The sequence below is a fragment of the Dehalococcoidia bacterium genome (assembly GCA_030648205.1).
GTDB lineage: Bacteria > Chloroflexota > Dehalococcoidia > JAUSIH01 > JAUSIH01 > JAUSIH01.
This window is the reverse complement of record JAUSIH010000041.1, coordinates 14167-39499: the sequence shown is the minus strand read 5'-3', so window position 1 is coordinate 39499 and position 25333 is coordinate 14167. Positions and strand designations below refer to the sequence as shown.

Annotated in this window: 20 protein-coding genes and 1 tRNA gene; 7 read left to right on the top strand and 14 right to left on the bottom strand. The window is 64.3% G+C overall.

The window, feature by feature from the left end; all coding sequences use genetic code 11:
• Nucleotides 1-239 precede the first annotated feature (239 nt).
• Together eno and Q7T26_04925 are read right to left on the bottom strand one after the other, a co-directional pair.
• Nucleotides 240-1526, bottom strand: a complete 1287-nt coding sequence (eno, locus tag Q7T26_04930; GenBank protein MDO8531501.1) for a phosphopyruvate hydratase — start codon at nt 1524-1526, stop codon at nt 240-242.
• A complete protein-coding gene (locus Q7T26_04925; GenBank protein ID MDO8531500.1) occupies nt 1523-2047 on the bottom strand; it encodes a TIGR00725 family protein in 525 nt (174 codons plus the stop codon). Before Q7T26_04925 ends, eno begins: the two co-directional genes overlap by 4 nt.
• A 214-nt stretch (nt 2048-2261) precedes the next feature.
• On the opposite strand from Q7T26_04925, the gene Q7T26_04920 reads away from it, so the two are divergent.
• Entirely contained in the window at nt 2262-3533 is a 1272-nt protein-coding gene (locus Q7T26_04920) for an ammonium transporter (GenBank protein ID MDO8531499.1), read from the top strand.
• Nucleotides 3534-3572: 39 nt separating this feature from the next.
• Complete coding sequence (locus tag Q7T26_04915) at nt 3573-3914, top strand: P-II family nitrogen regulator (GenBank protein MDO8531498.1); 342 nt, start codon at nt 3573-3575, stop codon at nt 3912-3914.
• Between the two features lie 6 nt (nt 3915-3920).
• Here Q7T26_04915 and Q7T26_04910 read toward each other — a convergent pair whose 3' ends face one another.
• Nucleotides 3921-4070 (bottom strand): hypothetical protein, encoded by a 150-nt coding sequence (locus Q7T26_04910; GenBank protein ID MDO8531497.1) that lies wholly within the window; start codon nt 4068-4070, stop codon nt 3921-3923.
• Between the two features lie 60 nt (nt 4071-4130).
• On the opposite strand from Q7T26_04910, the gene surE reads away from it, so the two are divergent.
• Complete coding sequence (gene surE, locus Q7T26_04905) at nt 4131-4913, top strand: 5'/3'-nucleotidase SurE (protein ID MDO8531496.1); 783 nt, start codon at nt 4131-4133, stop codon at nt 4911-4913.
• Nucleotides 4914-4946: 33 nt separating this feature from the next.
• Nucleotides 4947-5022, top strand: a tRNA-Ala gene (locus Q7T26_04900).
• A 92-nt stretch (nt 5023-5114) separates the two neighbouring features.
• Here the strand turns inward: Q7T26_04900 and Q7T26_04895 are convergent.
• Entirely contained in the window at nt 5115-5777 is a 663-nt protein-coding gene (locus Q7T26_04895) for a response regulator transcription factor (protein ID MDO8531495.1), read from the bottom strand.
• Entirely contained in the window at nt 5770-7197 is a 1428-nt protein-coding gene (locus tag Q7T26_04890) for a sensor histidine kinase (GenBank protein MDO8531494.1), read from the bottom strand. Before Q7T26_04890 ends, Q7T26_04895 begins: the two co-directional genes overlap by 8 nt.
• Before the next feature lie 192 nt (nt 7198-7389).
• On the opposite strand from Q7T26_04890, the gene Q7T26_04885 reads away from it, so the two are divergent.
• Nucleotides 7390-7887 carry a hypothetical protein gene (locus Q7T26_04885; protein MDO8531493.1) on the top strand — a complete coding sequence of 166 codons (498 nt, stop codon included), beginning with the start codon at nt 7390-7392 and terminating at the stop codon, nt 7885-7887.
• A 94-nt stretch (nt 7888-7981) separates the two neighbouring features.
• Here Q7T26_04885 and Q7T26_04880 read toward each other — a convergent pair whose 3' ends face one another.
• The 7 genes from Q7T26_04880 to Q7T26_04850 form a co-directional block, all read right to left on the bottom strand.
• Nucleotides 7982-11341: a hypothetical protein gene (locus Q7T26_04880; GenBank protein MDO8531492.1), complete on the bottom strand. Its 3360-nt coding sequence runs from the start codon at nt 11339-11341 to the stop codon at nt 7982-7984.
• A 64-nt stretch (nt 11342-11405) separates the two neighbouring features.
• Nucleotides 11406-11723, bottom strand: a complete 318-nt coding sequence (locus tag Q7T26_04875; GenBank protein MDO8531491.1) for a GIY-YIG nuclease family protein — start codon at nt 11721-11723, stop codon at nt 11406-11408.
• A gap of 346 nt (nt 11724-12069) precedes the next feature.
• On the bottom strand, nt 12070-12528 hold the full coding sequence (locus Q7T26_04870) for a hypothetical protein (GenBank protein MDO8531490.1): 459 nt from the start codon (nt 12526-12528) through the stop codon (nt 12070-12072).
• 127 nt (nt 12529-12655) lie between these two features.
• Nucleotides 12656-16171, bottom strand: coding sequence for a sialidase family protein (locus Q7T26_04865; GenBank protein ID MDO8531489.1), 3516 nt, complete (start codon nt 16169-16171; stop codon nt 12656-12658).
• A 728-nt stretch (nt 16172-16899) separates the two neighbouring features.
• Complete coding sequence (gene rho, locus Q7T26_04860; protein ID MDO8531488.1) at nt 16900-18207, bottom strand: transcription termination factor Rho; 1308 nt, start codon at nt 18205-18207, stop codon at nt 16900-16902.
• 86 nt (nt 18208-18293) lie between these two features.
• Complete coding sequence (fsa, locus tag Q7T26_04855; GenBank protein MDO8531487.1) at nt 18294-18947, bottom strand: fructose-6-phosphate aldolase; 654 nt, start codon at nt 18945-18947, stop codon at nt 18294-18296.
• Between the two features lie 11 nt (nt 18948-18958).
• Nucleotides 18959-20650, bottom strand: coding sequence for a CTP synthase (locus Q7T26_04850; protein MDO8531486.1), 1692 nt, complete (start codon nt 20648-20650; stop codon nt 18959-18961).
• Nucleotides 20651-21041: 391 nt separating this feature from the next.
• Between Q7T26_04850 and hrcA the strand changes: the two genes are divergently transcribed.
• Complete coding sequence (gene hrcA, locus Q7T26_04845; GenBank protein ID MDO8531485.1) at nt 21042-22082, top strand: heat-inducible transcriptional repressor HrcA; 1041 nt, start codon at nt 21042-21044, stop codon at nt 22080-22082.
• 52 nt (nt 22083-22134) lie between these two features.
• On the opposite strand, the gene Q7T26_04840 is transcribed toward hrcA, so the two are convergent.
• Together Q7T26_04840 and Q7T26_04835 are read right to left on the bottom strand one after the other, a co-directional pair.
• The gene (locus tag Q7T26_04840; GenBank protein MDO8531484.1) at nt 22135-23091 is read right to left on the bottom strand and encodes an isoaspartyl peptidase/L-asparaginase; all 957 of its coding nucleotides are present in this window, start codon (nt 23089-23091) and stop codon (nt 22135-22137) included.
• Nucleotides 23092-23122: 31 nt separating this feature from the next.
• A complete protein-coding gene (locus tag Q7T26_04835; protein MDO8531483.1) occupies nt 23123-23779 on the bottom strand; it encodes a hypothetical protein in 657 nt (218 codons plus the stop codon).
• 407 nt (nt 23780-24186) lie between these two features.
• Here Q7T26_04835 and dnaJ point away from each other — a divergent pair, with 407 nt between their 5' ends.
• Entirely contained in the window at nt 24187-25308 is a 1122-nt protein-coding gene (dnaJ, locus tag Q7T26_04830) for a molecular chaperone DnaJ (protein MDO8531482.1), read from the top strand.
• Nucleotides 25309-25333: the final 25 nt, after the last annotated feature.

Below are 25333 nucleotides of genomic sequence, written 5' to 3'. Positions count from 1 at the left end.
AGAGCAGCCTGACGCCAGAGACACCAACACTAAAACGGGGTGGCCCATTCCAGTGTGGTGTTCCCGAAATTCGCCGTCAAAGTCATTGCGAGGCCCGAAGGTTCGAATTCCTCACCACAGGCTCCGGAGGGCCGTGGCAATCTGGCTGCGGGGCGCACCCTTCCTCCAGATTGCTTCGTCCTCCGGCAAGCCGGAGTCCTCGCAATGACAAATCGTAAGCGTATTTCAGAAACGGGACACTAGGCCGTCCGGTACGTGAAGGCGTCCCGCCCGGCGTAGCGCGCGGCCTTGCCCAGCTCCGCTTCGATGCGCAGCAGGCGGTTGTACTTGGCGACCCGCTCGCTGCGGCACGGCGCGCCCGTCTTGATCTGCCCGGCGCCCACCGCCACCGCCAGGTCCGCGATTGTGGTGTCCTCCGTCTCGCCGGAGCGATGGCTGATGACCGTGGTCCAGCGCGCCCGCTGCGCCATCTGGACGGCCTCCAGCGTCTCGGTCAGCGTACCTATCTGGTTCAGCTTGATGAGGATGGAGTTGCTGGCCCGGCTGCGGATGCCCTTCGCAAGGCGCTTCGTGTTGGTCACGTACAGGTCGTCGCCCACCAACTGCACCTTGCGGCCCAGGCGCTTCGTCAGCAGCTTCCAGCCGTCCCAGTCGTCCTCCGCCAGCCCGTCCTCGATGCTGACCAGCGGGTACTTGCCCACCCAGTCGGCGTACAGGTCCACCATCTGCGTGCTGGTGAGGCTCTTGCCCTCCCGCGCGAGGGCGTACTTGCCGTTCTTGTACAGCTCGGACGCGGCGGCGTCCAGCCCCAGGACGCAGTCGCGGCCCGGGCGGTAGCCCGCCTTCTCGATGGCCGCCAGAATGACCTCCGCAGCGTCCTTGTTGGAGGGCAGAGACGGCGCGAACCCGCCCTCGTCGCCCACGTTCGTGTTCAGCTTGCGGTCGTGCAGCACTTTCTTCAGCGCCTGGTACACCTCGACGCCCATGCGCAGAGCGTCCCGGAAGCTCCGGGCGCCCACGGGCAGCACCATGAACTCCTGGAAGTCCGTCGAGTTCTCCGCGTGCCTGCCGCCGTTCAGAATGTTCATCTGCGGAACGGGCAGCACGCGGGCGTTGGGCCCGCCCAGGTAGCGATAGAGCGGCACGGCCAGGTGGTCGGCGGCGGCGTAGGCCACGGCCAGCGACGCGCCCAGGATGGCGTTGGCGCCCAGCTTGGACTTGTTGGGCGTGCCGTCCAGGGCGAGGAGCGCGGCGTCAACGGCTGCCTGGTCCAAAACGGGCATGCCGCAGATGCGGTCAGCGATGGCCGTCTCCACGTTCTCGACGGCCCGGAGCACGCCCTTGCCGCCGTAGCGCGCGGGGTCGCCGTCGCGCAGCTCCAGCGCCTCGTGGACGCCGGTGCTCGCGCCGGAGGGGACCGCCGCGCGCCCGCGCGCGCCGTCAATGGTCTCGACCTCGACCTCGATCGTCGGATTGCCGCGAGAGTCAAGGATCTCCCGTGCGGTGACGCTTTCGATGATGCTCATTGTCCTGTCCTCTGTGCTTTCAGAAGCTGCTCCCGTTGCTGCGCCAGGGCCAGCGCCCTTTCGACGGCCTCCGCGGGTGTTTTGACGGGGACAATAGCGTTGTTCGCCTTCTCGTGGTTGTTATAGGAGAACGTCCACGTCTGCAGTCCGACGACGGGGATGCCCTCCGCCAGCGCAATCGCGATTTCCGAGAGGGTGCCGTAGCTGCCGTCCACCGCGATGACCGCCCGTCCCGTCTTCACGACCATGACGTTCCGTGCGTAGCCGATGCCCGTCACGATGGGGATGTCCACCCAGGGATTGGCGTCCAGGTGGCTCCCCGACGGGATGATGCCGACGGTTGTTCCGCCCGCCGACTTGGCTCCCTTGCAGGCCGCCTCCATGACGCCCGTGAGTCCCCCGCAGACCACGACGGCCCCGCGGCGGGCCAGTTCGCGGCCGACCTCCTCGGCCAAAGCATACGCCTCGGCGGAACACTGGCTCCCGCCAATGACTGAGACAAACGTGGACAGGGCGACCATAGCAACGGCAATTATAGCATGCTCGGCGGCCCTATCTGATCCTCACGGCAGTCGGCCCATAGCCTTCTCCCGCGACGGGCCCCAGCGCGCCCACTCGTTGGAAACGCTTCTGCCATCCAGACCGTTACACTCTGGTAACGCCGTCGTAACAACGCCGAAACGTGAGGCATGTACCATGCATATTATTGCTCATAGTAAGGAGGAACGACCGCATATGTCCATCATATCCTGGCCCGTGACGAGGGCGGCCTTGTCGGCGGCGGAGGTCAACGCGGGCGATACAGCGTGGGTCCTTGTGGCCGCCGCGCTGGTCCTGGTCATGACTCCCGCGCTGGCGTTCTTCTACGGGGGCATGGTCCGGAGCAAGAATGTTCTCGGCACCATCATGCAGAGCTTCATTATCATTGCTCTCATCAGCGTCCAGTGGGTCCTGTGGGGCTACAGCCTGGCGTTCGGGCCAGACAAGGGAGGCATCATCGGCGGGCTGGAGTGGTTCGGGCTGAACGGCGTGGGGCTTGAGCCGAACGCGGACTATGCGGCGACGATTCCTCACCAGGCCTTTATGGCGTTCCAGATGATGTTCGCCATCATCACCCCTGCGCTGATCACCGGCGCCTTCGCCGAGCGCATGAAGTTCAAGACGTTCCTTGTCTTCATCGTTCTCTGGGCCACGCTGGTCTACGCCCCGATGGCCCACTGGGTCTGGGGCACGGGCGGATGGCTACGCGGCCTGGGCGCCCTGGACTTCGCGGGCGGCACGGTGGTGCACATCAGCTCTGGCGTCGCGGCGCTGGCGGCAGCCTTTGTCTTCGGGAAACGACTGGGATTCGGGAAAGAACCCATGGAGCCCCACAATGTCCCTTACATAGTGCTGGGCGCGGGACTCCTGTGGTTCGGATGGTTCGGCTTCAACGCGGGTAGCGCCCTGACAGCCGGCGGACTGGCAACCAGCGCCTTCGTCGTGACCAACACGGCCGCGGCCATGGCGGCGCTCACCTGGATGACCATGACCTGGGTTTTCGGCGGGAAGCCGAGTGTTGTGGGCGCCGCCACCGGGGCTGTCGTCGGCCTGGTCGCTATCACACCCGCCTCCGGTTTTGTGACGCCCATGGCCGCCATCATCATCGGGCTGGGCGCGGGCGTCTTCTGCTTCCTCGCATGCCGCCTGCGCGCGCGGTGGAAGCTGGATGACTCTCTGGATGTCTGGGGCTGCCACGGCGTCGGTGGGACGTGGGGCGCGCTGGCGACCGGCCTCTTCGCGACGAAGCTCGTCAACCCCGGCGGCGCTGATGGCCTGTTCTACGGCAACCCCCAGCAGTTCCTCATCCAGATTCTGGCTGTCGTGGCGACCTGGGTCTTCTCATTTGTCATGACCTGGATTATCCTGAAGGTGCTGGACGCCGTCATGGGCCTGCGCGTGTCCGACAAGGAAGAAGCGCGAGGTCTGGACATGTCCCAGCATGGGGAGCCGGCGTACAGTGACTAGCCAGATGGAAAGCCTACTACAACAGGGAGGATGCGTCCAGTGAAGAAAATCGAAGCCATCATCCGTCCGGAGAAGCTGGACGACGTGAAGAACGCCCTGGCCGCCGCAGGTTTCGTGGGCCTCAACGTGGTGCACGTGACCGGGCGTGGAGTACAACGGGGCATCGTCTACCAGGGCCGCGGCGCCGAGAAGGTGTCCGTGGACATGCTACCCAAGGTGAAGATAGAAACGGTGGTCAAGGACAGCGACGCGGAGAAGGTCATAGAGGTCGTTATCAAGGCGGCCCAGACAGGGCAGATCGGCGATGGCAAGATCTTCGTTCTGCCCGTGTCCGACGTGATTCGGGTCCGCACCGGCGAGCGGGGCGAAAAGGCGCTCTAGCTCCCTTTATTGGTTGGGCATGCCGAAGGGCCGCGCGCAGGTGTCACGCGGCCCTTCGCTATTGCCGCGGCAGGCCGTGCCCGCCATCACTCGACGCGCGGGCGGGCGGAAGCCCAGAGCGTCCGCGAACAGACCGACCAGGAGCGTGAAAAGCACAGAGTATAATACTATGAGGCGTCGCCCCGGTGTTATGCTGCTACGCGGGAGAGTATCAACGTGAAGATACTGGTCACAAATGACGACGGCATCTACGCGCGCGGCCTCTGGGCGCTGGCCGAGTCGCTGAGCCAGGTGGCCGAGGTGACGGTGTGCGCGCCCGACAGGGAGCAGAGCGGCGTCGGTACGGCGGTCAGCCTGCACACACCGGTACGGGTGAGCACCATCGTTCCGCAAGTGCCGGGTATCACCACCTACGCCGTTGAAGGTACGCCCGGCGACAGCGTCATCCTGGCGCTGGAGTCGCTCATGCCGGGCGGCGTGGACATGGTCGTCTCCGGCATCAACGAGGGCGCGAACCTGGGCAACGACATCGCCGTCTCCGGCACGCTGGGCGCCGCCTTCCAGGCGTACTTTCGTGGCGTGCCCGCCATAGCCATGTCCGTGACCTCCCTCCATGACGTCAACTTTGAGCCGGCGGCCAAGCTGGCCCGCCTTCTGGCGGTCAAGGCGGCCTCCGGCGGGCTGCCCCGTCCGCTGCTCCTGAACGTGAACCTGCCCAACCTACCGTTGGAAAAGCTGGAGGGAGTGTCAGCGACCCGGCTGGGGACGCGCTCGTACGTGGACATCATTCAGGAAGGGTACGACGGCAAGCGGCGGTGGTACTGGATACGGCGCGGCAAGCCCGAGTGGGCCACCGAGGACGGCTCCGATATCTGGGCCATCCGCCAGAACCGCGTCTCCATCACGCCGCTGCACACCAATCTGACCGTGACGGAGCAGGCATCGGCTATGGAGCAGCTATGTCCGTCTTTGCTCCTGGGCATGCGGTACGAAGGTTGACGCAGTCGTAAAACGCTGGCATACTGAGGCTGTGGGGATATAGCTCAGCTGGGAGAGCGCTGCGTTCGCATCGCAGAGGTCGCGGGTTCGAATCCCGCTATCTCCACCATTCTTTGATTCCCTTCTCCCCTCGTGCTCGCCCCACCTGGACCTCGCTCCGCGTGTCATAGCCTCGGCGGTTTTCACGGGACTGGCGGACTCTTACGCTCTGGGGTCTCTCCGTGCAACTCGCTGAGCCAGCAAGGCGGCCTCCACGCGGTTGCGCACCTGGAGCTTTTGCAGAATGTTAGTCATATAGTGCTTGACAGTCTTCTCGCTGAGATGCAGATGCTGGCCGATCTCCTTGTTGCTCTGACCCGCCGCCACAAGCTCAAGTACCTGACGCTCCCGCTCCGACAGCTCATCGAACGGCGCTATCGCCTGACGGGGCCCGGACGAAGAGCTCGTCATCTCAAGCAGCAGGTTCGCCGCCAGAGTCGGCGTCACATAGACCTCGCCGCCTGAAACGGCGCGCAGGATGCTGATCAGGTCCCTGGCCGACACCCCTTTGAGGACATAGGCCCGCGCCCCCGCCTTGAACGCCGCCAGCACGTCGTCCTCTTCCGCGGAGACCGTCAACATGACAATGCGAGTCACGGGATACGCCGCGCCGACGCTTCGCGCCGCGTGGAGACCTCCCCCGGGAATACCAATATCCAGAAGGAGGATATCCGGCAGGTGGTCCCGCACAAGGCGTACCGCGTCCTCCGCCGTCGCTCCCTGGCCGACGACTTCCAGGTCAGGCTCCGCCTGCAATGTGTGCGCCACGCCTTCGCGGAAGAGCGGGTGATCGTCCACGATGACGATGTGTACCTTATCACTCATACTCGTCCACCGGCAGGTCAATGGGCAACCAGGCCGTGACGCGCGTTCCTTTTCCCAGCCCCGTCTTCACCTGGAACAACCCTCCCAGACTCTCCACTCTCTCCTTCATTCCTGTAAGGCCCAGATGGTCCTCTCTCCCGGCCATCTGCGGCCAGTCAAACCCCGGCCCATCGTCAAGCACATGGACGCGCAGGTACCGGTCTGGGGCTTCCGCCTGTACCTGCTGGCCAGCACCGCCCCCGTGACGATAGGCGTTGTTGAGCGCCTCCTGCACAAGCCTGTACACAGTGATCTTGACAGGCAACGGAGCCTGCTCCGGAAGTTTATCAGCTCTCAGCACGACCGTGGAATTCGTCCGCCGTTCGTGATCACGCACAACGCGCGCCAGGGTCTCCGCAAGCGTCAGCTCGCCGAGCTCCGGCAGACGCAGCCCCGTGGAGATGGCTCGGACCTCCTGGAGCGCACGGCCCAGCGAGGTTTGCACGACACCCAGATCAACGGACACCTTGCGTCCCTCACCACCAGGGATGGGACACGCCGCGCAACGCGCCATCACGCCGTCCATCCGCAGAAGGGCGAGGCCAAGGTCCTGGGCCGGACCGTCGTGCAACTCCGCGCTGACCCGCCGGAGGAAACGCTCGTTAAGCGCGGTCGTGCGCGTGGCGGCACGACGCACGCGCTCGTGCAGTTCCGCGTTCTGCCGCAACAGGTCCGTCAGCTTCTCCACTTTGTCACTCAATTCAGCCTGCTGGCGCACGATGGTGTCGCTGCCGCGGCGCACGATTCCCGCCAGCAGCAGGTACATTGCCAGCGTGGCCGCGCCGACGACAAGCCAGCTCCGTAGCTGGGCTGCAAGCACATCCTTCTGAAGGTCGTCCACTACCTGATAAAACTCCGCTACAGCTATGACCCGGTTGGTGCCCGCGAGACGTACGGGGCTGTAGGTCTCAAGGAGGCGCGACCAGCGTTCCCGCTCGGAGGCGTTTTCCTCGTCCCGCAGATCGCTCACGTGCGTGCTCACCTCGCCTTGCCAGGCGCGGGCCAGCCCTCCCCGAACGGGAAAGACATGACCGATGTTGGAGGGGCTGGTGCTGTACAGAATGCGACCGCTGGCATCCCAGACTTTGAACGCTACCACCCTCTGGCCGAGCGGGGTCTCCTGTAGAAGCCTGCTCAACTGCGCCACGCCCTCCGGCGCCAGAGCATTCGTCTGCGCCAAGTCCTGGAGATGGGGCGTGATGAAGCTGTCCACATACAGCGCGGTCGTCCCCGCGGTCTGGCTCACCACGCCTGCCTCAATCTGCCGCCCTACCCACCAGCCAATAACAAGCATCCCGGCTACCAGTACGACCAGACTGGCCGCCATGAACTGCTGGGCCAGACTCGGAATCCGCAGAGAATCCTTTACCCGTACCAACATAGCACGCCTCCAGGACAACGCCGCACCTGTATCATACTTCCCCCACGCAAGAAGGGACATGCGACCAAAGTCGGGTAGGCGTGCGACCAAAGCCTCGGGGAAGATGAGACGACCGCCCGTTGCTGACCGACCACATGGACGGTGTAATTGAAGCAAGCGGAACGGTCGTGAATTGAGAGAAGGAGGCACACAATGTTACACCGGAAGTCCAAACTTATCGCCGTGGTTGCGCTCGCGCTCAGCGCCGCGGCCCTGTCGGCAGCCTGCACATCAGCGACTCCGACAGCCGCCATGCAGCCAGCTCAGCGCACTGTTCACATGGCGGCCATAGAGCCGAAGGGTTCAACAACAACGGCTAGTGAGCCGTTCCCCACGACCTCGCTGCCTCAGGGCGGCGGCTATAAACTGAACGCCCCCAACAAGGACGGCGTGTGGGAGGTGTCCACATACCGCTGGCTCCCCAACAACCTGACGGTGAACCAGGGAGATGATGTCACGCTGGAGATTATCGGCATCAACGGCAAAGAGCACCCCTCAGTCATCCAGGGCTATGATGTCAAATTCAACGTCCTGCGCGGTCAGGTGACCCGGGTGAACTTCAAAGCTGACAAGGCGGGCATCTTCAACATCGTGTGCGCGGCGCACCAGCCTTCCATGACCGCCCAGCTCGTAGTACTCCCCCGCTCCTAGGTCCGCCAGTACCATGACAGGCCGGCAGGTGAGGCTCTGGCCTCCACCTGCCGGCCTTCCGACGCGTCACGCGCCATGCACACTCGCCCCTCTGCTACGGCAGCCAGCCGATGAGGTTGGACCCCTTGTACAGCTTGTAGGTGTTCTGACCCCAGATAAGGTTGGTATCCTCCGTGGCCTCGATCCACAGCCCCATGCCGGGCCGCAGATCGCTGAAGGTGTTGGCGAACGGAGGCGCGTTCGGGTCGAACTTCTTGAAAGACTGCGACTGCCCGTCGAACGTCCACACCACCTTGTACTTCCCCGCGATGGAGATGAAACCCGAGCTTACGGGGACCGTGGCGGCCGCCGTGGGCGCGGGCAACGCGCCGGTGCTCGGCGACGGAGCGGGCGCGGGTGATGGCGCCGGCGATGGAATGGGCGCGGGCTGAGGCGATGGACTAGTGGCGCCGCGCGGAGTCAGAAATGCAAAGGGATCGGTCCAGTCGCCCCACGTATCCGCGGTGCCCGCGCGCACGCGCCAGTAATAGAGCGTGTTGCCTGTCAGGTCCTCGTTGGAGAACCAGGAGAGCGCCGGCTGGTCGAACGGCCTGTCCATCACATCCGTTTGAAAGCGTACGTCCCTGCTCACCTGAAGCTGGTATCTGGTGGCCCCCGTCACAGCCGTCCAGGCGAGCGTAGGCCGGATAGCGGTCACGGTCCTGCCATTCTCCGGCTGAGAGAGGGCTGACTTGTCCAACACAGCGAATCGGTAGGTGGCGGACCAGACTCCGTTCTGCACCCGCACGCGCCAGTAGTAGGCAAAGCCCCTGTCCAGGCCAGAGCTTGTCGTCGTTGAAGGAATGACGTAGCTCGTCGTCTCGCCGTTCAGCCAGAGCTCGGTGACTGCGTTGCCGCCCGTCGAAGGAAAGGACGGGTCTTTGCTGTACTGGAGCTGGTATTCGGGAGACGCGCGGACCATGCCCGGCAGGCCAACCCACGAGAAGGTCGGACGGATGATGTCGCTCGCGGTGGCGTCCTTCGGGGAGACGCCGACTATCTGGGTCGCGCCGATGTCCGTGAGGCGGCGCAGGGACGGCGCGCCGCTCGCGACGGCCACCAGCACCAGCGGAGTGGCGTCGTTGCCGACGGCGATGCCCTGTAGTCGCACGGAGAGTTGGCCATGACCGCCCTGCCACAGTCCGGCTGCCACAGGGTTGGCGTCGCTGTTGTTGTCGCTGAACTGCATGGGCGGCGCCAGCACGTTCGAGGCCATGTAGTCAATCACCCGCCGCGGCGGGTTGCCCGCCGCCTCGTCGGTCAGCACGTACGCGCTCCTGGCACCGGGCCGAGGAACGGGGAGCACCTGCGCCACACCCGTGGGGTCTGGAGTCTGGTCCACGTTTATCCGCTCCCAGTCGCCGCCCTGGACCGACCGGTACAGGTCGCCCGCGGTCCCGCCCGCGGAGTCGCGGACGGCCAGCAGAACGACGCCATCTGTCCCGTAGTCCGGCGATAGCACAACGCGCGGCGTCGCCCCTAGGCTGCCCACATCGTTGCCGCCCAGGCGCGCCCACGTCTTGCCGCTGTCCCTGGAGATAAACACGCGCACCTGCGTACCAGCCCACCCGGAGACGACGTAAGTAGCTCCGGAAACCGCCAGGGACTCGGTGGAGTCCAGCTTCAGGCCCTGCGCCTGTCCGCTGGCCGTCCAGTTGTCGCCCAGGTCCTGAGTTACCGCGAGCGCCTGCACCATGTCGTTGGTGAGCGCAATGGCGCTGGTGGGGCTCAACACAGCCATGTCCTTGATCGCCGCATTCTGCCCCGGCCAACCGACTGTTGCGTTAATTATCAGCTTCTTCCAGGTATCGCCGCCGTCCTGGGACACCCATGCATGGAGCGTGTCGCGGTCAAACACGTAAAGCGTGTTATCGGTGGCGTAGGTGGGAGAAAAGACCACCTTATCAAACACGATGTTCGTATTAGGGACGCCCGTATTGGTGAGGTCCGGCTTGACGAGCACCGTGGACCAGCCGATCACTTCACTCGCAATTGTCCCCGTCAGAGCCGAGGAGCGCATAAGCCCTTCATCCGTGGACGCGAAGAAGGTGCGGTCCCTGGCGTAGTTGGGCGACGCGACGATGCCGCTGAGCGCCGTGTTGACGGAGGCAGCCGTCGCGGTGCTCAGTCCCACGTGCGTAAACTTGAGCTTGTTGTCCACGATCTTCCCGCGAAATATGCCGCCCCGGTCGTTTGTCCCCTTGTCCGCGTTTCCGACGAACACCGTGCCGTCCTGCGCGACTGCCACCGGCTTCAGCACATTGGCGGTGGTGTCCGCCCCCGTGATATCCACCTCCGGGCTTTCCCACAGGCCCGCTCCACTTATCACGCCCCCGGTCCGCGACCAGCGCACGATGGGCGATGTAGCCAACGCCGTTACAAGATTTGTCACCGCAATGCGCGCGTTCGTCCCCTGCCCGGAGACGATGGCGAAGTCGCTGACCGGAGCCGTGTAGCCCAGCGAGAGCACCACATTCAGGGTGCGCGGGTCCACCCGCTCAATATCGCCCGCTGTCCCGCCTGCGCGGCTCCCTCCAAAGTACAGGTAGCCACCCCGGTCAAAGCGGAGGTACCCGCGTTCGTAGGCCGTGGGCGCAAGGAGCGTCGCAACGTCCACGGGCGCGTTCAGCCCGCGCTTGGCGCGCACCCGCATGGGCGCCCCTACCAGGCCAACCGCGTAGAGCACGCCGGTGCTCGCATTCACGTAATCCGGAGAAAACGCGACCGCCACCACGCCGTCCTTGGTCGGGGCAACGCCAGTCAGTCCCAGACCCACGTCACTCCAGGCGTTCCGAGCCTGGTCATAAAGGGAGGCGGAGGCCACGGCCCCCGTATCCGTCCCCACAAGCATCTGGCCGGTCGCCGAGAAGTTCGGCGCCAGCGCAAACGGGCCGTTCGCGGCGGCGAACGCCAGGTCCGGCCCGTACTGCACAAAGCTGTCGCCCCGATTGGTGGAAAGGAACGCCCGGCCTGTGCCGCCCACCGTTCCGGCCACCGTCAGCAGCACCACGTAGCCGTTATCACCCACCGCCAGCCCCGTCACAACGTCGGTGCCCACGGCGCTGAAAGTGTTGACCAGGATGCCCGCGGTCCACGACTGGCCTGCGTCAGAGGAGCGCGTCACCTTCACGTTCCGCGCCTCGCCGTTGTCTGCGCCGGTGCCGCCCAAGCCGTCCACCTTGCTCACAACGGCATAGACCGTCTTATCCGCCGCGTAGTTTGGGGAGACCGCCAGAAAGCGAACGTGGTTGTTTACCGTAACCAGCCCCGCGAAGCTGTTGGAGCTGCCCAGAATCACGTCGTCCCAGGTCCCGTTGGTGGCGGCCTCCGCCCGCCTGGCAAGCGGCGCGGCGACACCCAAAGCCAGCGCAAGAGCGAAAACAATCCGGAACGAATGCCCCCAACGCCGCTTCATGAAACGCCTCCTGGATACATGTTAGTCTCTCCTTGTTTTAGCTGCTACCCTAAGTAAATAACTGTCACCCCGAGCGCAGCGCGGGGTCTCTCCTGGTCTCGTACCATCCTGCGCTCAAGTCTCGCCACTCAGGGTTCAAAGACTCAACCAAAGCTATCTTCTTGCTTCTTCGCCAGCTCTTGATCTGCTTCTCACGAGTTATCGCAGACCCTACGTCATTGGTCGTCTCGAAGTAAACCAACATCGTGACATTGTACTTCCTTGTGAACCCTTCGACGAGCTTTTGCCTGTGCTGGAACACTCTCCGATGTAGATCACTGGTGACGCCTACATACAGCGTTCCAGAGACGTTCGCTAGCATATAGACGTAGTACTCGCTCATGCTATGGACCGCGTCAGTCGCCGAGAGATTCCTCGCCCTTGCTCGGAATGACACCCACAATCTGTCACCCCGAGTCCTTCAACCGAAGGACGAGGGGTCCTCCCTCGCAAGACCCCGCGTTGGGAGATTCCTCGCTCTGCTCGGAATGACACCCACAGTCTGTCACCCCGAGTCCTTCAACCGAAGGACGAGGGGTCTCCCTCGCAAGGCCCCGCGGGAGGAGATTCCTCGCCCTGCTCGGAATGACAACGGGAGCCCGCTCTCTGCGTATTATAACGCTACAAATGCAAAAAGGAATGGCCCCGATTCATCGGGGCCATTCCCTGCCCTTGGTACCAGTTGAAACTTAGGCGTGCGACCGACGGAGCATCATCGTGCCGAAGCCTACGCTCACAAGACCGAGCATAAGCGCCATGCCGATGAGCGCGGGGACCTGCTCGTCGCCTGTCGCGGGAAGCGCCGCGAAGGCCAGGTTCAACGCCACGTTGGAACCCGACGCCCACGTGCCCGTCTGAGTGGCCTTCAGCGTGCCGACGCTGAACTCCACCTTCTTGCCGGTCAGCGAAGCGTCGCCTACCACGTCCGCGTTGTACACGGACTTGGCCTGGTAGGTTAGGGTCTTCACGGACGTCACCTTCTTGCCGTCCACGGAGACATCAATGACCGTGCCATCCTTCACGACGGCCCCGCCGGACGTGACCTCACCATAGAAGCCCGATGGCGGAAGCGACTGGGCCGCCGCCGTCAGGGGCAGAGCGAGGAGGAGGGCGACCATAAGGCTCATGAGTACCAGATACTTGACCATGCTCTCCATTTCCCTCCTGTCTTGGGATTTACGCCCTCACCCGGAGGGCCTAGGGCAAACATTCCAGAGGTTTGCGCTGGAGGGGTGGCCCCGCCCTGGGGCCACCCCTCCCTGAGTTCTGACCGGGTTACGGAATGTACGGCTTGTAGTTGTTGCCCTTTACCAGGTCGAACTTCACCGAGCCGAGCTGGAAAGCAGCGATGTTGTCCGTCGCGATGATAAGCACCACGCCATACGGCGTCAGGGTGCTAAACGAGTTAGCGAACGGCGGCGCCTTCGGGTCGTACTTGCTCCACGACTGCGTCTTCTCATCGAAGCTCCAAATAACGGCGATCTTGGTCGCCACGGACGCGAACGCAGCCGCCACATTGGCGCTGCTCGGCGTGCCCGTACCAGGGACTGTGCCGACAGGCGGAGGCGTTACCGCCGCGGGAGGCGTCCGGAACGAGTAAGGGCCACCGAACGCGCCCCAGATGGTGGAAGTTACGCCCTTGGCGTCCGTGCGGATCTTCCCACCCTGAACGCGCCAGTAGTAGGTTGTATTGGCGACCAGAGGCGCTTCAACCTCGTAGGCCAGAGCCAGCGATTCGAACTCGACCCTCTTGGTCTTGGCCGCCGCGAAGTTCACATCGGTGGTGAGCTCGAATGCCGTGCGGTCAGCCTCGATGCTGGTTTCCGTACCGGCTGCGCCGATACCCGTGGACTTCCAGGCGAAGAACACGTTCAGGCTGTTGACGTCCGTGCCGTTGTCCGGGCGGGAGAGGATAGGCCGCAGCATATCAAAGCTGAAGCTCCGCACCGCCGAGAACGCGCCGTCGCCGACGCGCACGCGCCAGTAGTACTTCTTGCCACGCTCGAGCGTGGGCATTTGCACGTCAACAAGAGTGGTGTTGTAGGTCCAGGACGTGGTGTTGCCGATAATCATGTTCCGACCGCGGATGGTGGAACCAAAGCTCGGGAACGCGGGGTCTTCAGAGACGTCCACTTCGTACGCCGCGCCGGCGTCCATGCCGCTGACCGAGTTCCACCGGAGGCTGATGTCGTTGTATGCCGTGCCAACCGGGTCCTGAACGAAGCCCCTGGCGTCAACGGGGGAACTCAGGGTAGGCGCGGTTACGCCAAGGTCGGAGATGCGCGCCAGCCAGTTGGCCGCGCCCAGCGAGACGAACAGGACCGGCGCCGTGCCGCCCGTCCCGACCGAGATGAGGGTGCCCGTAACGACGGCCAGCGCGCCGGACGGAGCAGAGCAGCCCGCGCCCGTGACCGCCGAGAACGTGCTGGTGGCCGTCCCTACGCCAGCGGACGAGCACGGCCCGCGGAACCCGCCGCCGCTGCCGCCGCCGCCGCCGGTCACGTAGTTGCTCATGGAGCCGATGGTGCCGGTCAGGCCCGTCCCCGTGGTGGTGATGGTGTAGAGCCGGTTGATGGGCGTGGCCGTGCCCGCCACTTGCAGCACGTTGGTGGACACGTCCGCCGTGCCCGAGGCGATGTTGGAGCTGGTGTCAATGCGGACCCAGTCCGCATCCTTAACGGAGCGATAGAGGTCACCGTAGCTCACGTCCACCGTGCCGACAGAAGTGGCGTCCCTCGCGCCCGCAATCACCACGCCGTCCGTGGCGTAGTTCGGGGAGACGAAGACCCTGACATCCGCCGCCGCGCCGCCCATGTTCCGCGTGCCGACGCGGGTGAACGTCGCGCCGGTGTCCTTGGAGACAAAGACCTGGACCGTGCCGCCGGCGCGAACGCCAACAGCCACGGTAGCCCCCTGAGCCGCAACGTCACGCGCATCGGACGCATTCAGGCCGTTCGCCGGGCCCTTGCTGGCCCAGTTGTCGCCCTGGTTCGTGCTCACGGCGAAGGGATTGGTCGAGTCGTCGGTGATGGCATACAGGATGCCTGACCCGCCCGAGATGATCTTCCGGAACGCCGCCGAGTCGGCGGGCATGCCGTCATCCCGCGTGGTCTTCATGGTCTCCCAGAGGAAGCCGCCATCAAAGGAGCGGAAGCCCTTGTTCCCGGATGTGCCGCTGTTGACTGTATAGATGGTCCGGTCGCTGGCGTAGCTGTTGGAGAACGCCATGCCAACCAGTCCAGTCGCCGGGAACGCCAGCCGCCAGCCGATATCCGCCGCGGCGGTGCTCGGCCCCAGGTTGGTGCTGAGCCAGACGCCCTCGTCCGTCGTGATGGACACGGTGTTGTCCGTGCCGTAGTTCGGAGACGCGTCCAGGTCAACGATGCCCGCCGGCGCGAAGGTCGCCGTCGTCAGGCCCATGGGACCAAAGCTGAAATCGCTGCCAGAGAACTTGCCCGCGAACAGCCCGCCGCGGTTCCCCACCGTGCCGCTGTCCGCGTTGCCCACCCACACCAGGCCGTCCGGGCCGACCACGATAGGCCGATAGTCGGCCGTCGCCAAGCCGCGAACGTCACCCGGCTGCTTGCTAAAGGTCGAGGTCCAGCCGGGGGTCTGCCCGCCGCTGCGGGTCAGCCGTGTGTAGATAGACGATGTAACCGGGCTCCACAGGGTGACGACGATGCGCGCGGTGCTGCCCGTGCCGGACACGATAGCAAAATCGCTGACGGCATCAGCCAGGCCCGTGCCAGCGCCCCAGCCGAGGCCGAGGCCTGCGCCCCGGTTCGTCCACGTGCTGCCGACCAGCTCGAGGATGTTGCCGCCCTTGCCAGCCGCACGGCGGCCGCCGACCCATACCACGCCGCTGCGGTCGAACTTTATGCGACCGCCGTCCCAGGCGTTGGTAGCGCCGTCAAGAGTACCGCCGACCGCAGCCGCGGCGTTGAGGCGCTCAATGCGCGCCACCACGGCGGTAGGCCCGGCGGCAGTGTTGCCGAGCGTCCAGATTTCCTCGTTGGACGCGTAGTTGGGATGGAACGCCACAGAGAGAGCGGCGCCGGTAATAACCGTGTTGAAGGCCATGGCCTCCCAGTTCGCACGGTTCTGATCATACCGGGCCACGTTGCCGTTCGCCAGCGCCACGATGACCTGGCCGTTGCTGGCGAAGCTGGGGGCCACGGCGAACCCGACCGGGTTGCCGCCAATGGCGCCGACCGCGCCTGTAACCGAGGCCGCGATGATGGACGCCGTGCCGAGCAGCGCGCCCGCGCCGCTCACGCTATGGTTGGTCCAGGTGCTGCCGCCGTCCGTGGAGCGGAAGATCAGCGCCTGGTTGGTGGTCGCCGCCGCCGCCCCGTACAGGGCGGGGTTGGCCGCGCTGGCGGTGACAAGAAGGACGAGCGTCCCGTTGGAGGCTACGTCCAACCCGCGCACCAGGTCGGTCGCGACCGTGAGGCCGGTCAACGGGTTCAGCCCGTTGCTCCAGCTTATGCCGCCGTCATTGGAGCGCACGATCTTGGTGGTGCTGAGTGCGCCCGTCGTGCCGCCGCCCGTGCTCACCGCGGCGTAAAGCGTCTTGTCCGCCGCGTAGTTGGGAGAGATGGCGATGAAGAACGGAATGTTGTCGCCCGCCACGGTGGCGAACGACCGGGATACCGCCGGGTTAACCGCGTCGAACGTGTTGTTCGTCGAGGCCTCGGCAACCCCCACGGGACCGGCCACCGCGGCGAACGTGCTCGCCAGAAGGGCCAGGGCCATGAGGAAACTGAGGATTCTCGGAGTGGTTCCTTTCATTTATGCCTCCTTTGCAATGGACTCGTGATAGTTTCCGCCGTGTCGTGAGAAATTGAGCATGTAGTCCTTTCCTTTAAGCCATGCGGTGGAGGACCTCCACCCATATGTCAACTCTTGAGAGGCAGCCCCACTTTTCGTGGCTGTTCACATCCGCCCTCCCCCTACTCAAGCTGCCTGTGTTGTCTCAATCGTCACCTCCTTACTTTGTCGAACCCCCTCTGTTGGGTTATCCGAGCTCAGTCTTTCGCCCCCCGATATCTCTGTCCGGATTATAACACATGTCAAGGGCTTGAGCCAAGCGGAAAAAGCGCGCGAACGCGCCGCCGCTTGCGGTACGTTGTTCCCCTAGGCCTATGAGAGCGCATAGGGCAACCCTGTCTGACACAATTTTGTGATTTGTTTCGCACTATACCGCATGCCGCACCCTTTGTCAATAGCTTTTTTCTGAATTCGCCCCACTCTGGTAAAACTGCGCTCCACCAGAAGGCGGCTACTCAACTTCAACACCCTTAACAACGTCCCGCGCTCCGATTAGGTTAGCACTCCGCCCGGATCCCTGAGAATACCCACCCGCCATTCCTCGCCCGTCTCATCCTTCGACTGGCTCAGGATGAGCGGTGCGCCCCGTCCGCTCATGGTGAGCTTGTCGAACCATCATGGTGAGCTTGTCCTTCGACTGGCTCAGGATGAGCGGGACTTCCGCTCCGCCCATCGTTGTTACAGTCCTGTTACACCTCGGCTTTGCCCAGGGTCGCGAGGAACTCCGCGTTGTTGGCGGTCTTGGCCATGCGCGCAACGACGCGCTCCGCCGCTTCCGTGGGATGCATGGCGTCCTGGCCGATGACAACCACCATGCGGCGCAATAGCCACACCTTCTGCAGCACGCCCTCCTCCAGAAGCAACTCCTCACGTCGCGTACCGCTGCGCTGGATGTCTATGGCTGGGAAGATGCGCTTGTCCGCCAGCTTGCGGTCCAGGTGAAGCTCCATGTTGCCCGTGCCCTTGAACTCCTCGTAGATGACCTCGTCCATGCGGCTGCCGGTGTCAACCAGACATGTGCCGATGATGGTGAGGCTCCCACCCTCCTCCACGTTCCGCGCCGCGCCGAAGAAGTGCTTGGGCGGGTACAGGGCGACAGGGTCAATGCCGCCGGACAGGGTGCGCCCGGAGGACGGCATGACCAGGTTATAGGCGCGGGTCAGCCGCGTGATGCTGTCCAGAAGGATGACCACGTCCTTCCGGCTCTCCACCAGGCGCTTGGCGCGCTCCAGGGCCAGCTCCGCGACGCGTGTATGGTCCTCGACAGGCTCGTCGAACGTGGAGCTGAACACCTCCGCCGCGGGGACGGTGCGCTTCCAGTCGGTCACTTCCTCGGGACGCTCGCCGATGAGCGCGATCATGAGGTGCACGTTGTCAGGGTGGTTCGTGATGATGCCATCGGCGATGTGCTTGAGGAGCATGGTCTTGCCCGCTTTGGGCGGAGAGACGATCAGGCCGCGCTGGCCCCGGCCAATGGGAGAGACCAGGTCTATCATGCGCTGTGAGATGTTCTGCTGGGTAGTCTCCAGCCTGAGGTGAACGCGCGGGAAAATGGGGGTGAGGCCGTCGAAGTAGGCGCGGCTGCGCGCCTGCTCCGGGTCCAGGCTGTTGACCGCTTCCACCCTCAGGAGGCCGAAGTACTTCTCCCCCTCCTTCGGCGGACGCACCTGGCCGGTGACGCTGTCCCCCGTGCGCAGGCCGAACCGGCGGATTTGCGACTGCGAGACATAGACATCGTGGATGCCGGGACGCAGCCCGTCGGTCCGCAGGAAACCGTAGCCTTCGTCCACAATCTCCAGCACGCCTCCGCGGGTGAGCTGGTTTGGAGGCGCGGCCACCGCGGGCGGCTGCTCCGTGCGGACGTGCTGGGTCAGCCGGTAGATCAAGTCTTCTTTTTTGAGGGTGGCGTAGCCCTGAATCCCAAGCTCCCTGGCGATCTCCGCCAGTTCCTCTCGGGACTTGGTTTCCATGTCCTGGGCGCCTATCTCATTCTGCATAGAACTTCCCTTGAACGGGGCGCGCACTCGCTCCCCATTGCGTACTATCGGGCCAACCACGTAGCAGAAGACAGAGGTGTGCCGGCCTACCGAGACCGGACCAGCCGCTGCCAGTCTTCGTTGAAGCGCACAATACCCACATCGGTCAGCGGGTGGTGGACCATCTGGGTAAGGACTTTGTAGGGGATGGTAGCTATGTCCGCTCCCGCCTTGGCCGCCGCGATAACGTGGAGCGGATGCCGGATGCTTGCCGCCAGGACCTTCGTCCCCAGTCCATAGTGCTTGAATATCTGGGCAACCTCCGCGACCATTGCCATCCCGTCGTGTCCTTCGTCGTCCAGGCGACCCACGAAGGGGCTGATGTACGTTGCGCCCGCCAGCGCGCCAAGCAGCGCCTGGTTGACGGAGAAGGTCAGGGTCATATTAATCTTGATGCCCTCGCGCGAGAGGATGGAAATAGCTTCCAGCCCCATAGCTGTCACCGGTATCTTGACCACTACGTTGGGATGCCACGTCGCTATCTCTCGGGCTTCCCCTATCATGCCTTCAAGGTCTTGGGCGATCACTTCTATGGAGATAGGCCCATTGACGACAGAGGCTATTTCGAGGAGCGCGGACTTGAGGTCAGAACGGCCTTCTTTAGCGACGAGGGAGGGATTTGTGGTAACTCCGCTGATGACGCCCATGCTGGCGCCGCGGCGGATTTCATCAATGTTAGCTGTGTCCAGGAAGAGGTGCATTCTTCCTCTCGCTATTCTAGCACAGGACGGACGGCTCTGTCCAGCCCCGGCACTATCAGGACGGGGTTCGCTGCTTCCAGGGGTAGTCGCGGCTGCCCGCCTTCACGAACAACGCTCTTCGCCATTCCAACAAACTCTCGGAATAACGGCTGAGGCCTGTTGGGTCGGGACAGGAACTCGGGATGGAACTGCACGCCCACCATGAAGGGATGACCCGTCACCTCCATGATTTCCACCAGCCGGTGGTCCGGCGACTGGCCCCCGACAATGAGGCCCGCTTTCTCCAGCGCTTCCCGGTAGGCGTTGTTCAACTCAAAGCGATGGCGGTGGCGCTCATGCACCACGGGCTCGCCGTAGGCCCTGTAGGCCCATGTCTCGGGCGTCATGTGGCAGGGGTACGTGCCCAGACGCATTGTCCCACCCTTTTCCCGAATACTCCGCTGCTCCGGCATCAGGTCAATGACGGGATAGGGCGTCTTCTCGTTGAACTCCGTGGAGTTGGCGCCCTTCAGGTTGAGGACGTCCCGCGCATATTCAATCACCATGAGCTGCATGCCAAGGCAAAGTCCCAAGTACGGCACTTTGTTCTCGCGGGCGTAGTGGATTGCCTGAATTTTCCCCTCGATGCCACGCGGGCCGAACCCGCCCGGCACGACGATGCCGCTCACCGACCGCAGGTGACTCTCCGGCCCGGTGCGTTCCACCTCTTCGGAATGGACCCAGCGTACCTGAATATCTCTGTTGTGGTAAAGCCCGGCGTGGCGGAGGGCTTCTCGCACGGACATATAGGCGTCCGGCAGCTCCACGTACTTGCCGACGATGGCGATCTCCAGCGGCTCCTTCGGCGCCTTGATGCGCTGCACCATTGCCCGCCACTCGGTCATATCGCGGGCGCTGGCCTTGAGGCTGAGCGCATCGCAGACGAAGTCGCCCAGGCCCGCGTCCTCCAGGATGACGGGCACCTCATAGACCGTCTGTGCTGTCAGGAGAGGTACCACCGCTTTCCTTTCCACATCGCAGAACAGGGCTATCTTCGTCTTGACATCCTCAGCCACGGGGTGATCGCTGCGCAGGACGATGACGTCCGGCTGGATGCCCAGGCTGCGTAGCTCTTTGACGCTGTGCTGGGTGGGCTTCGTCTTGAGCTCGCCGGTCGTGGAGATATACGGCAGAAGCGTCACGTGAATATAGAGGACGTTGTCGCGGCCCACATCACCCCGCATCTGCCGTATGGCTTCCAAGAAGGGCAACCCCTCAATGTCGCCGACGGTGCCACCCACTTCCACCACCACCACGTCCGCCTGGCTCTCCCGAGCGAGCCCCTTTATGCGCTCCTTTATCTCGTTGGTCACGTGCGGCACGACCTGAATAGTGCCTCCCAGATAGTCGCCGCGCCGCTCCTTCTCGATGACGGAGCGGTAGATGCCGCCCGCAGTCACGTTGGACAGATGGGTGAGGTTCACGTCAATAAAGCGCTCGTAGTGGCCCAGGTCCAGGTCCGTCTCCGCCCCGTCGGCGGTGACAAACACCTCGCCGTGTTGATAGGGGGACATGGTGCCTGGATCAACGTTGAGGTAGGGATCGAGCTTTTGAACGGAGACAGAGATGCCACGACTTTTCAGGAGCCGTCCCAGGGATGCGACGGTGACGCCCTTGCCCACGGAGCTTACGACGCCACCCGTCACAAAGAGGTACTTGGTCATCTAGCCCTCGGTCTCCCTGATAACAAGGGAGACACCCGCGGCGACGTTGCCTGTTCTCGCTTCATCTACTCTTTATACACTCGCTCTGTCACAATGGCACGTACAGCTTGAGCGCCGAACGGGACGAGAGGTGAGAAGTTAACCCGGCCTCGCGCTCCCCGCGCGGATAAACCCTGTATATCGGCAACCATGCCATAGACGATATCATCGCGGAGCAGCCGAAAAGCATTGAGACACCCAGAGACTGATAGTGTTATTATAGAGACGCCCCGCGAACGCTGTCAACGGCATCCCCGCGTCACGCTTGACAGGCTGGAAAACCAGGTGCTACATTTCCCCCTGAGGGAAGACCTTCCCGGAACGACGCTTCTGCGTCGCTTGCGAGGCAGCTATGCTTACATCACGTCAGGAAATCGTCCTGAAGATCATTGTAGCTGAGTATGTCCAGACAGCTACCCCGGTAGCCTCGCAAAGCGTTGTGCTCAAACACGACCTCGGAGTCAGCCCGGCCACCGTCCGCAACGAGATGGCCACCCTGGAGGAAGCCGGCTATATCGTGCGGCCTCACACCTCGGCGGGCAGCGTTCCCGCGGACAAGGGCTATCGTTATTACGTTGAAGTCATGCTGGGCGACCCCGTCCTGGCCCCCGAAGCCCAGCGCCTGGTCCGCAGCCAGTTCAACCCCGTGGAGCAAAGCCCAGAGGCCTGGACCCGGATTTCCGCCAGCGTCCTCTCCAACCTGGCGCGTAACCTGGCGTTCGCTCGGCCGCACAGTACGTCACAGGTGCGGCTCAAACACGTGGAGCTGGTCGAGCTGGACGCCCCGTCGGCACTCCTGGTGCTGGTCCTGCAGGGGGCGAAGATTCGGCGGCAGGTAATCAAGTTCAAGGAGGCCAGCGCGCAGGACGCCCTCATGGCCCTCGGCCACCGGCTCACCGAGCGGCTCTGCGGGAAATCCCTTCAGGAGGTCGCCGCAGCGGCGAAGGGCCTGCCTGAGCGAGAGGAGCAGGTGGTGGACGCCGTACTACTTCTCATGCGGGCGGAGGAAGCGCGCTCCTATGAGGAGACGGTGACTGCCGGAATGCGCCACGTGCTCAGCCAGCCGGAGTTCGCCAACGCCCACATGGCGCGCGCCCTCGTCGAAGCCTTTGAAGACCAGAAGACACTGGCCTCCCTTTGGGAGAGCGCGCCAAGTGACCAGGACTTCTGCATCGTCATCGGCGCGGAGAATCATGAGCAGGCCCTGCGTCCGTGCTCCATCATCGTGGCGCGGTACGGGGAAGGCGAGACCGGCGGAGCTATCGGCATCCTGGGACCGACCCGCATGCAATACCGCCAGACCATCGCCGCCGTCCGCTACCTTGCGTCAGTGATGAGCGAAATGGTCGGCAGCGTGCGCGACTCCCACCCCAACCCCCCGGCCACTCCGTAGCACTCGCGGCGCGCTGTCCGCCGAGGCCGGGTACCTCTCCTCCGCGTTCCGCTTATCGGCGAGTTCCCCGTGCTTTCGACACAGTTACCGGAAACGCCACGTCGGCGCAGGCCATCTCCCGGTTCGCGGCGATGCCCTGCCCCGTGGCCGACACCGCGATCGCCCCCACGGCCACCTCTTCCGACAGCAGGGCAACGCCCTCCTCGCACGCGGCCTGCGGCGCGGCCCCCGCGACGATGCGGTCATACACGACGCGGGCCAGCATGCGCCGGATAATCTCTTCGCCGACGCCGGTGACGGCCACCGCGCCGCTCTGCCCGGCGTAAAAGCCGCAGCCTATGAAAGGCACGTCGCCCACGCGGCCCCGCAGCATGGGGCTGGCCCCGCCTGTGGACGAGGCAACGGCAAAGCCGCCGTCCGGCGCGCGCACCACCACGCCGACGGTATCCAGCGGCTGAAACAGAGCGGCATACGGCCCAGGGAAGTTCCAATGTCGCCGCAAATCGAAGCCGCGCCAGGCCTCGGGAACCTCGCCGGCGCGGCGTCGCTGAAGCGCGCCCTGCCACCATCGCCAGCGCTCCCGAGCGAAGCTGGAAACGCGAAAGGCCCCGGATAGCCCCAGCCCTCGGGCCAGCGCTGTCGCGCCCTGGCCCGCCACCGCGACATGCGGTGTGTCCGCCACGGCGCGGGCCACCAGCACCGGGTTCTTGACATTGCTGACAACGGCGACGGCGCCCAGCTTGCCGCGAGAGTCCATGACCGCGGCGTCCATCTCCACGGTCTTGCCGTCCAGGCGCAAGCTGGAGCCGCAGCCTGCGTTGAAGCGTCCGTCGTCCTCCATGACGCGCACCGCCTCCACGGCGGAGGCGAGGGCGTCGCCCGTGCGCTGGAGGACGACGCGCGCGGCCTCGACGGCCCTCTGGCAGCCGTCCTGCCATGAGAGCGGTGAGCCAACGCCGCCATGCACAAGAATGACAGCCGGAGCCTTTGTCCGTTGTGTGCGGGACATGGGAGACACAGCCTGACGGTGAACGACCACGCTACATGGACTTGACGACCACGTACTTCGGCCGGGGATAAGGCGACTCCGTGATGCTCTCGAACGGACCGCGCACCTGCCGGGAGATGCTCCCCTCATAGGCGAGTCGCTGTTCCAGGGTCGCCCAGAAGCCCATGACGTGGGCCAAGCGCGTGCCCTCGATGTTGTAGAGCACCTGAGCGGACAGAAAACCCTTCTGCGTTTCCAAAGGCCGCGTTGCCTTGTCCCAGATGCGGGCTATCTCCCGCGCGTACTCGTCCCGCGTCGGAGCACGGGACTTGGCGGACATGATGGCGACGATATGCCCTTCCTTGATTCTGTCAAGACCCGCGCCGCGCGACTGGAGCACCTCGAACTTGGGACGCGGGGGAGGCCCCTGGAGCGTCGTCTCCATAAGAGCGCGCGGCCTCGCCGCCGCGGACTTCTCGTAGGCCAGGCGCTCCACCAGCGAGTTCCAGTACGCCAGGACGAGTATCTCCTGGTTGTTCTCAATGTTCCAGAGCGCCTTGCAGTCAATGAAACCCTTCTGCGCACGGAGGACCGCCTGCTGCTGCGGCCAGACCGTGTCCAGCGCGCGCGACCACGCCTCTGACGTCGTCGCCTTCGCCTTGCCTGACAGCACCGCCACAATATTGCCGGGCTTGATGTCTAACGCCACGTTCGTCTCCTGTCCATCGTGCAGCGTCAGCCTGAAGGCCGCGCATGACGATCTGGTGCAGAATCTAGCACAGTGGGGAGGCGCCCGCAACACGGCCTCTCGCCTCCGAGCCGCGCGGCATGTGCTGCCGAGACCTTGTAAGGGCATAGCGGCACTTATCCGCGCAACGGTCAGAACCTCACCCCTCTATCCCCTCTCCGTAATACGGAGAGGGGAGGAAAGAGGAGAGGTACGCCGCGCTGTCACCCCGAGTGAAACGAGGGGTCTCCCGCCGCAGCGTCCAGGGAGATTCCTCGCTGCGCTCGGAATGACACGGCGCTCACGTGCGCCGCAGTCGCGCCATTGCACGCCAGTTGATAGGCCCCTGGCGCCCTGCTAGAATGAAAGTTCAGGCGGAAAGGATAGCCATGGCTTCAGGCAACCATCACGACTACTACGAGGTGCTCGGTGTCCCCCGCGACGGGTCGGAGGAGGACATCAAGAAGGCCTTCCGTAAACTTGCCCTCCAGCACCACCCCGACAGGAACAGAGAGGCAGGTGCCGGGGACAAGTTCAAGCAGATCAACGAGGCCTACGAAATCCTCAGCGACGCGGAGAAGCGCGCCCATTACGACCGGTTTGGGCGCGTCGGCGCGGCCGTCGGAGGCCGCGGCTTCGAGGGAACGGAGCCGTTCGGGGGATTCGGCGACATCTTCGATTCGTTCTTCGGCGGCGCGCCGGGCCGCAATCGCCCCGCGGCGCAACGCGGCGAGGACATGCGCGTCGCCCTGGACATCAGCTTTGAAGAGGCGGCCCTCGGCTGCGAAAAAGAGGTCGAGTTCTCCCGCCTTGAGACGTGCGCCCTGTGCAACGGCTCCGGCGCCAAGCCCGGCTCCGGCAAGTCCCGCTGCGCCACCTGCAACGGCCAGGGCCAGGTCCGGCGCTACCAGCAGAGCGTCTTCGGCCAGTTCGTCCACGTGGCGACGTGCAGCCGCTGCCAGGGCGCGGGCCAGGTCATCACGAACCCCTGCGCTCCGTGCCGGGGCACGGGCAAAGAGCGGCAGAGCCGCCGCCTGGTGGTGAAAATCCCCGCGGGCATTGACGACGAATCACAGATACGGCTCTCCAACGAGGGCGACGCCGGATGGAACGGCGGCCCGACGGGCCACCTTTATATCAGCATCCACGTGCAGGCCCACGCCGTTTTCCGCCGCGAGGGCGATCACATCCTCTACGACCTGCCCTTGAACGTGGCCCAGGCCACGCTGGGCGATACCGTCAGTGTACCCACGCTGGGCGGGCAGACCGATCTGCGGGTCCCGCCGGGCACACAGCATGGGCAGACCTTCCGAATGAAGGGCAAAGGCGTGGCTCAAATTCGGGGCAGAGGCCGCGGCGACCAACTTGTAATTGCGCGGGTGCTGGTGCCGGACGCGCTGACACCGCAGCAGCGCAAGCTCTTTCAGGAGCTGTCCAAGGTGCTGGACAAGCCCTGCGACGCGAGTGACAAGGGCCTCTTTGACAAGATCAAGGACGTCCTTTCCAGCTAGTCATTCGCCGCATTTCGTCGCATTG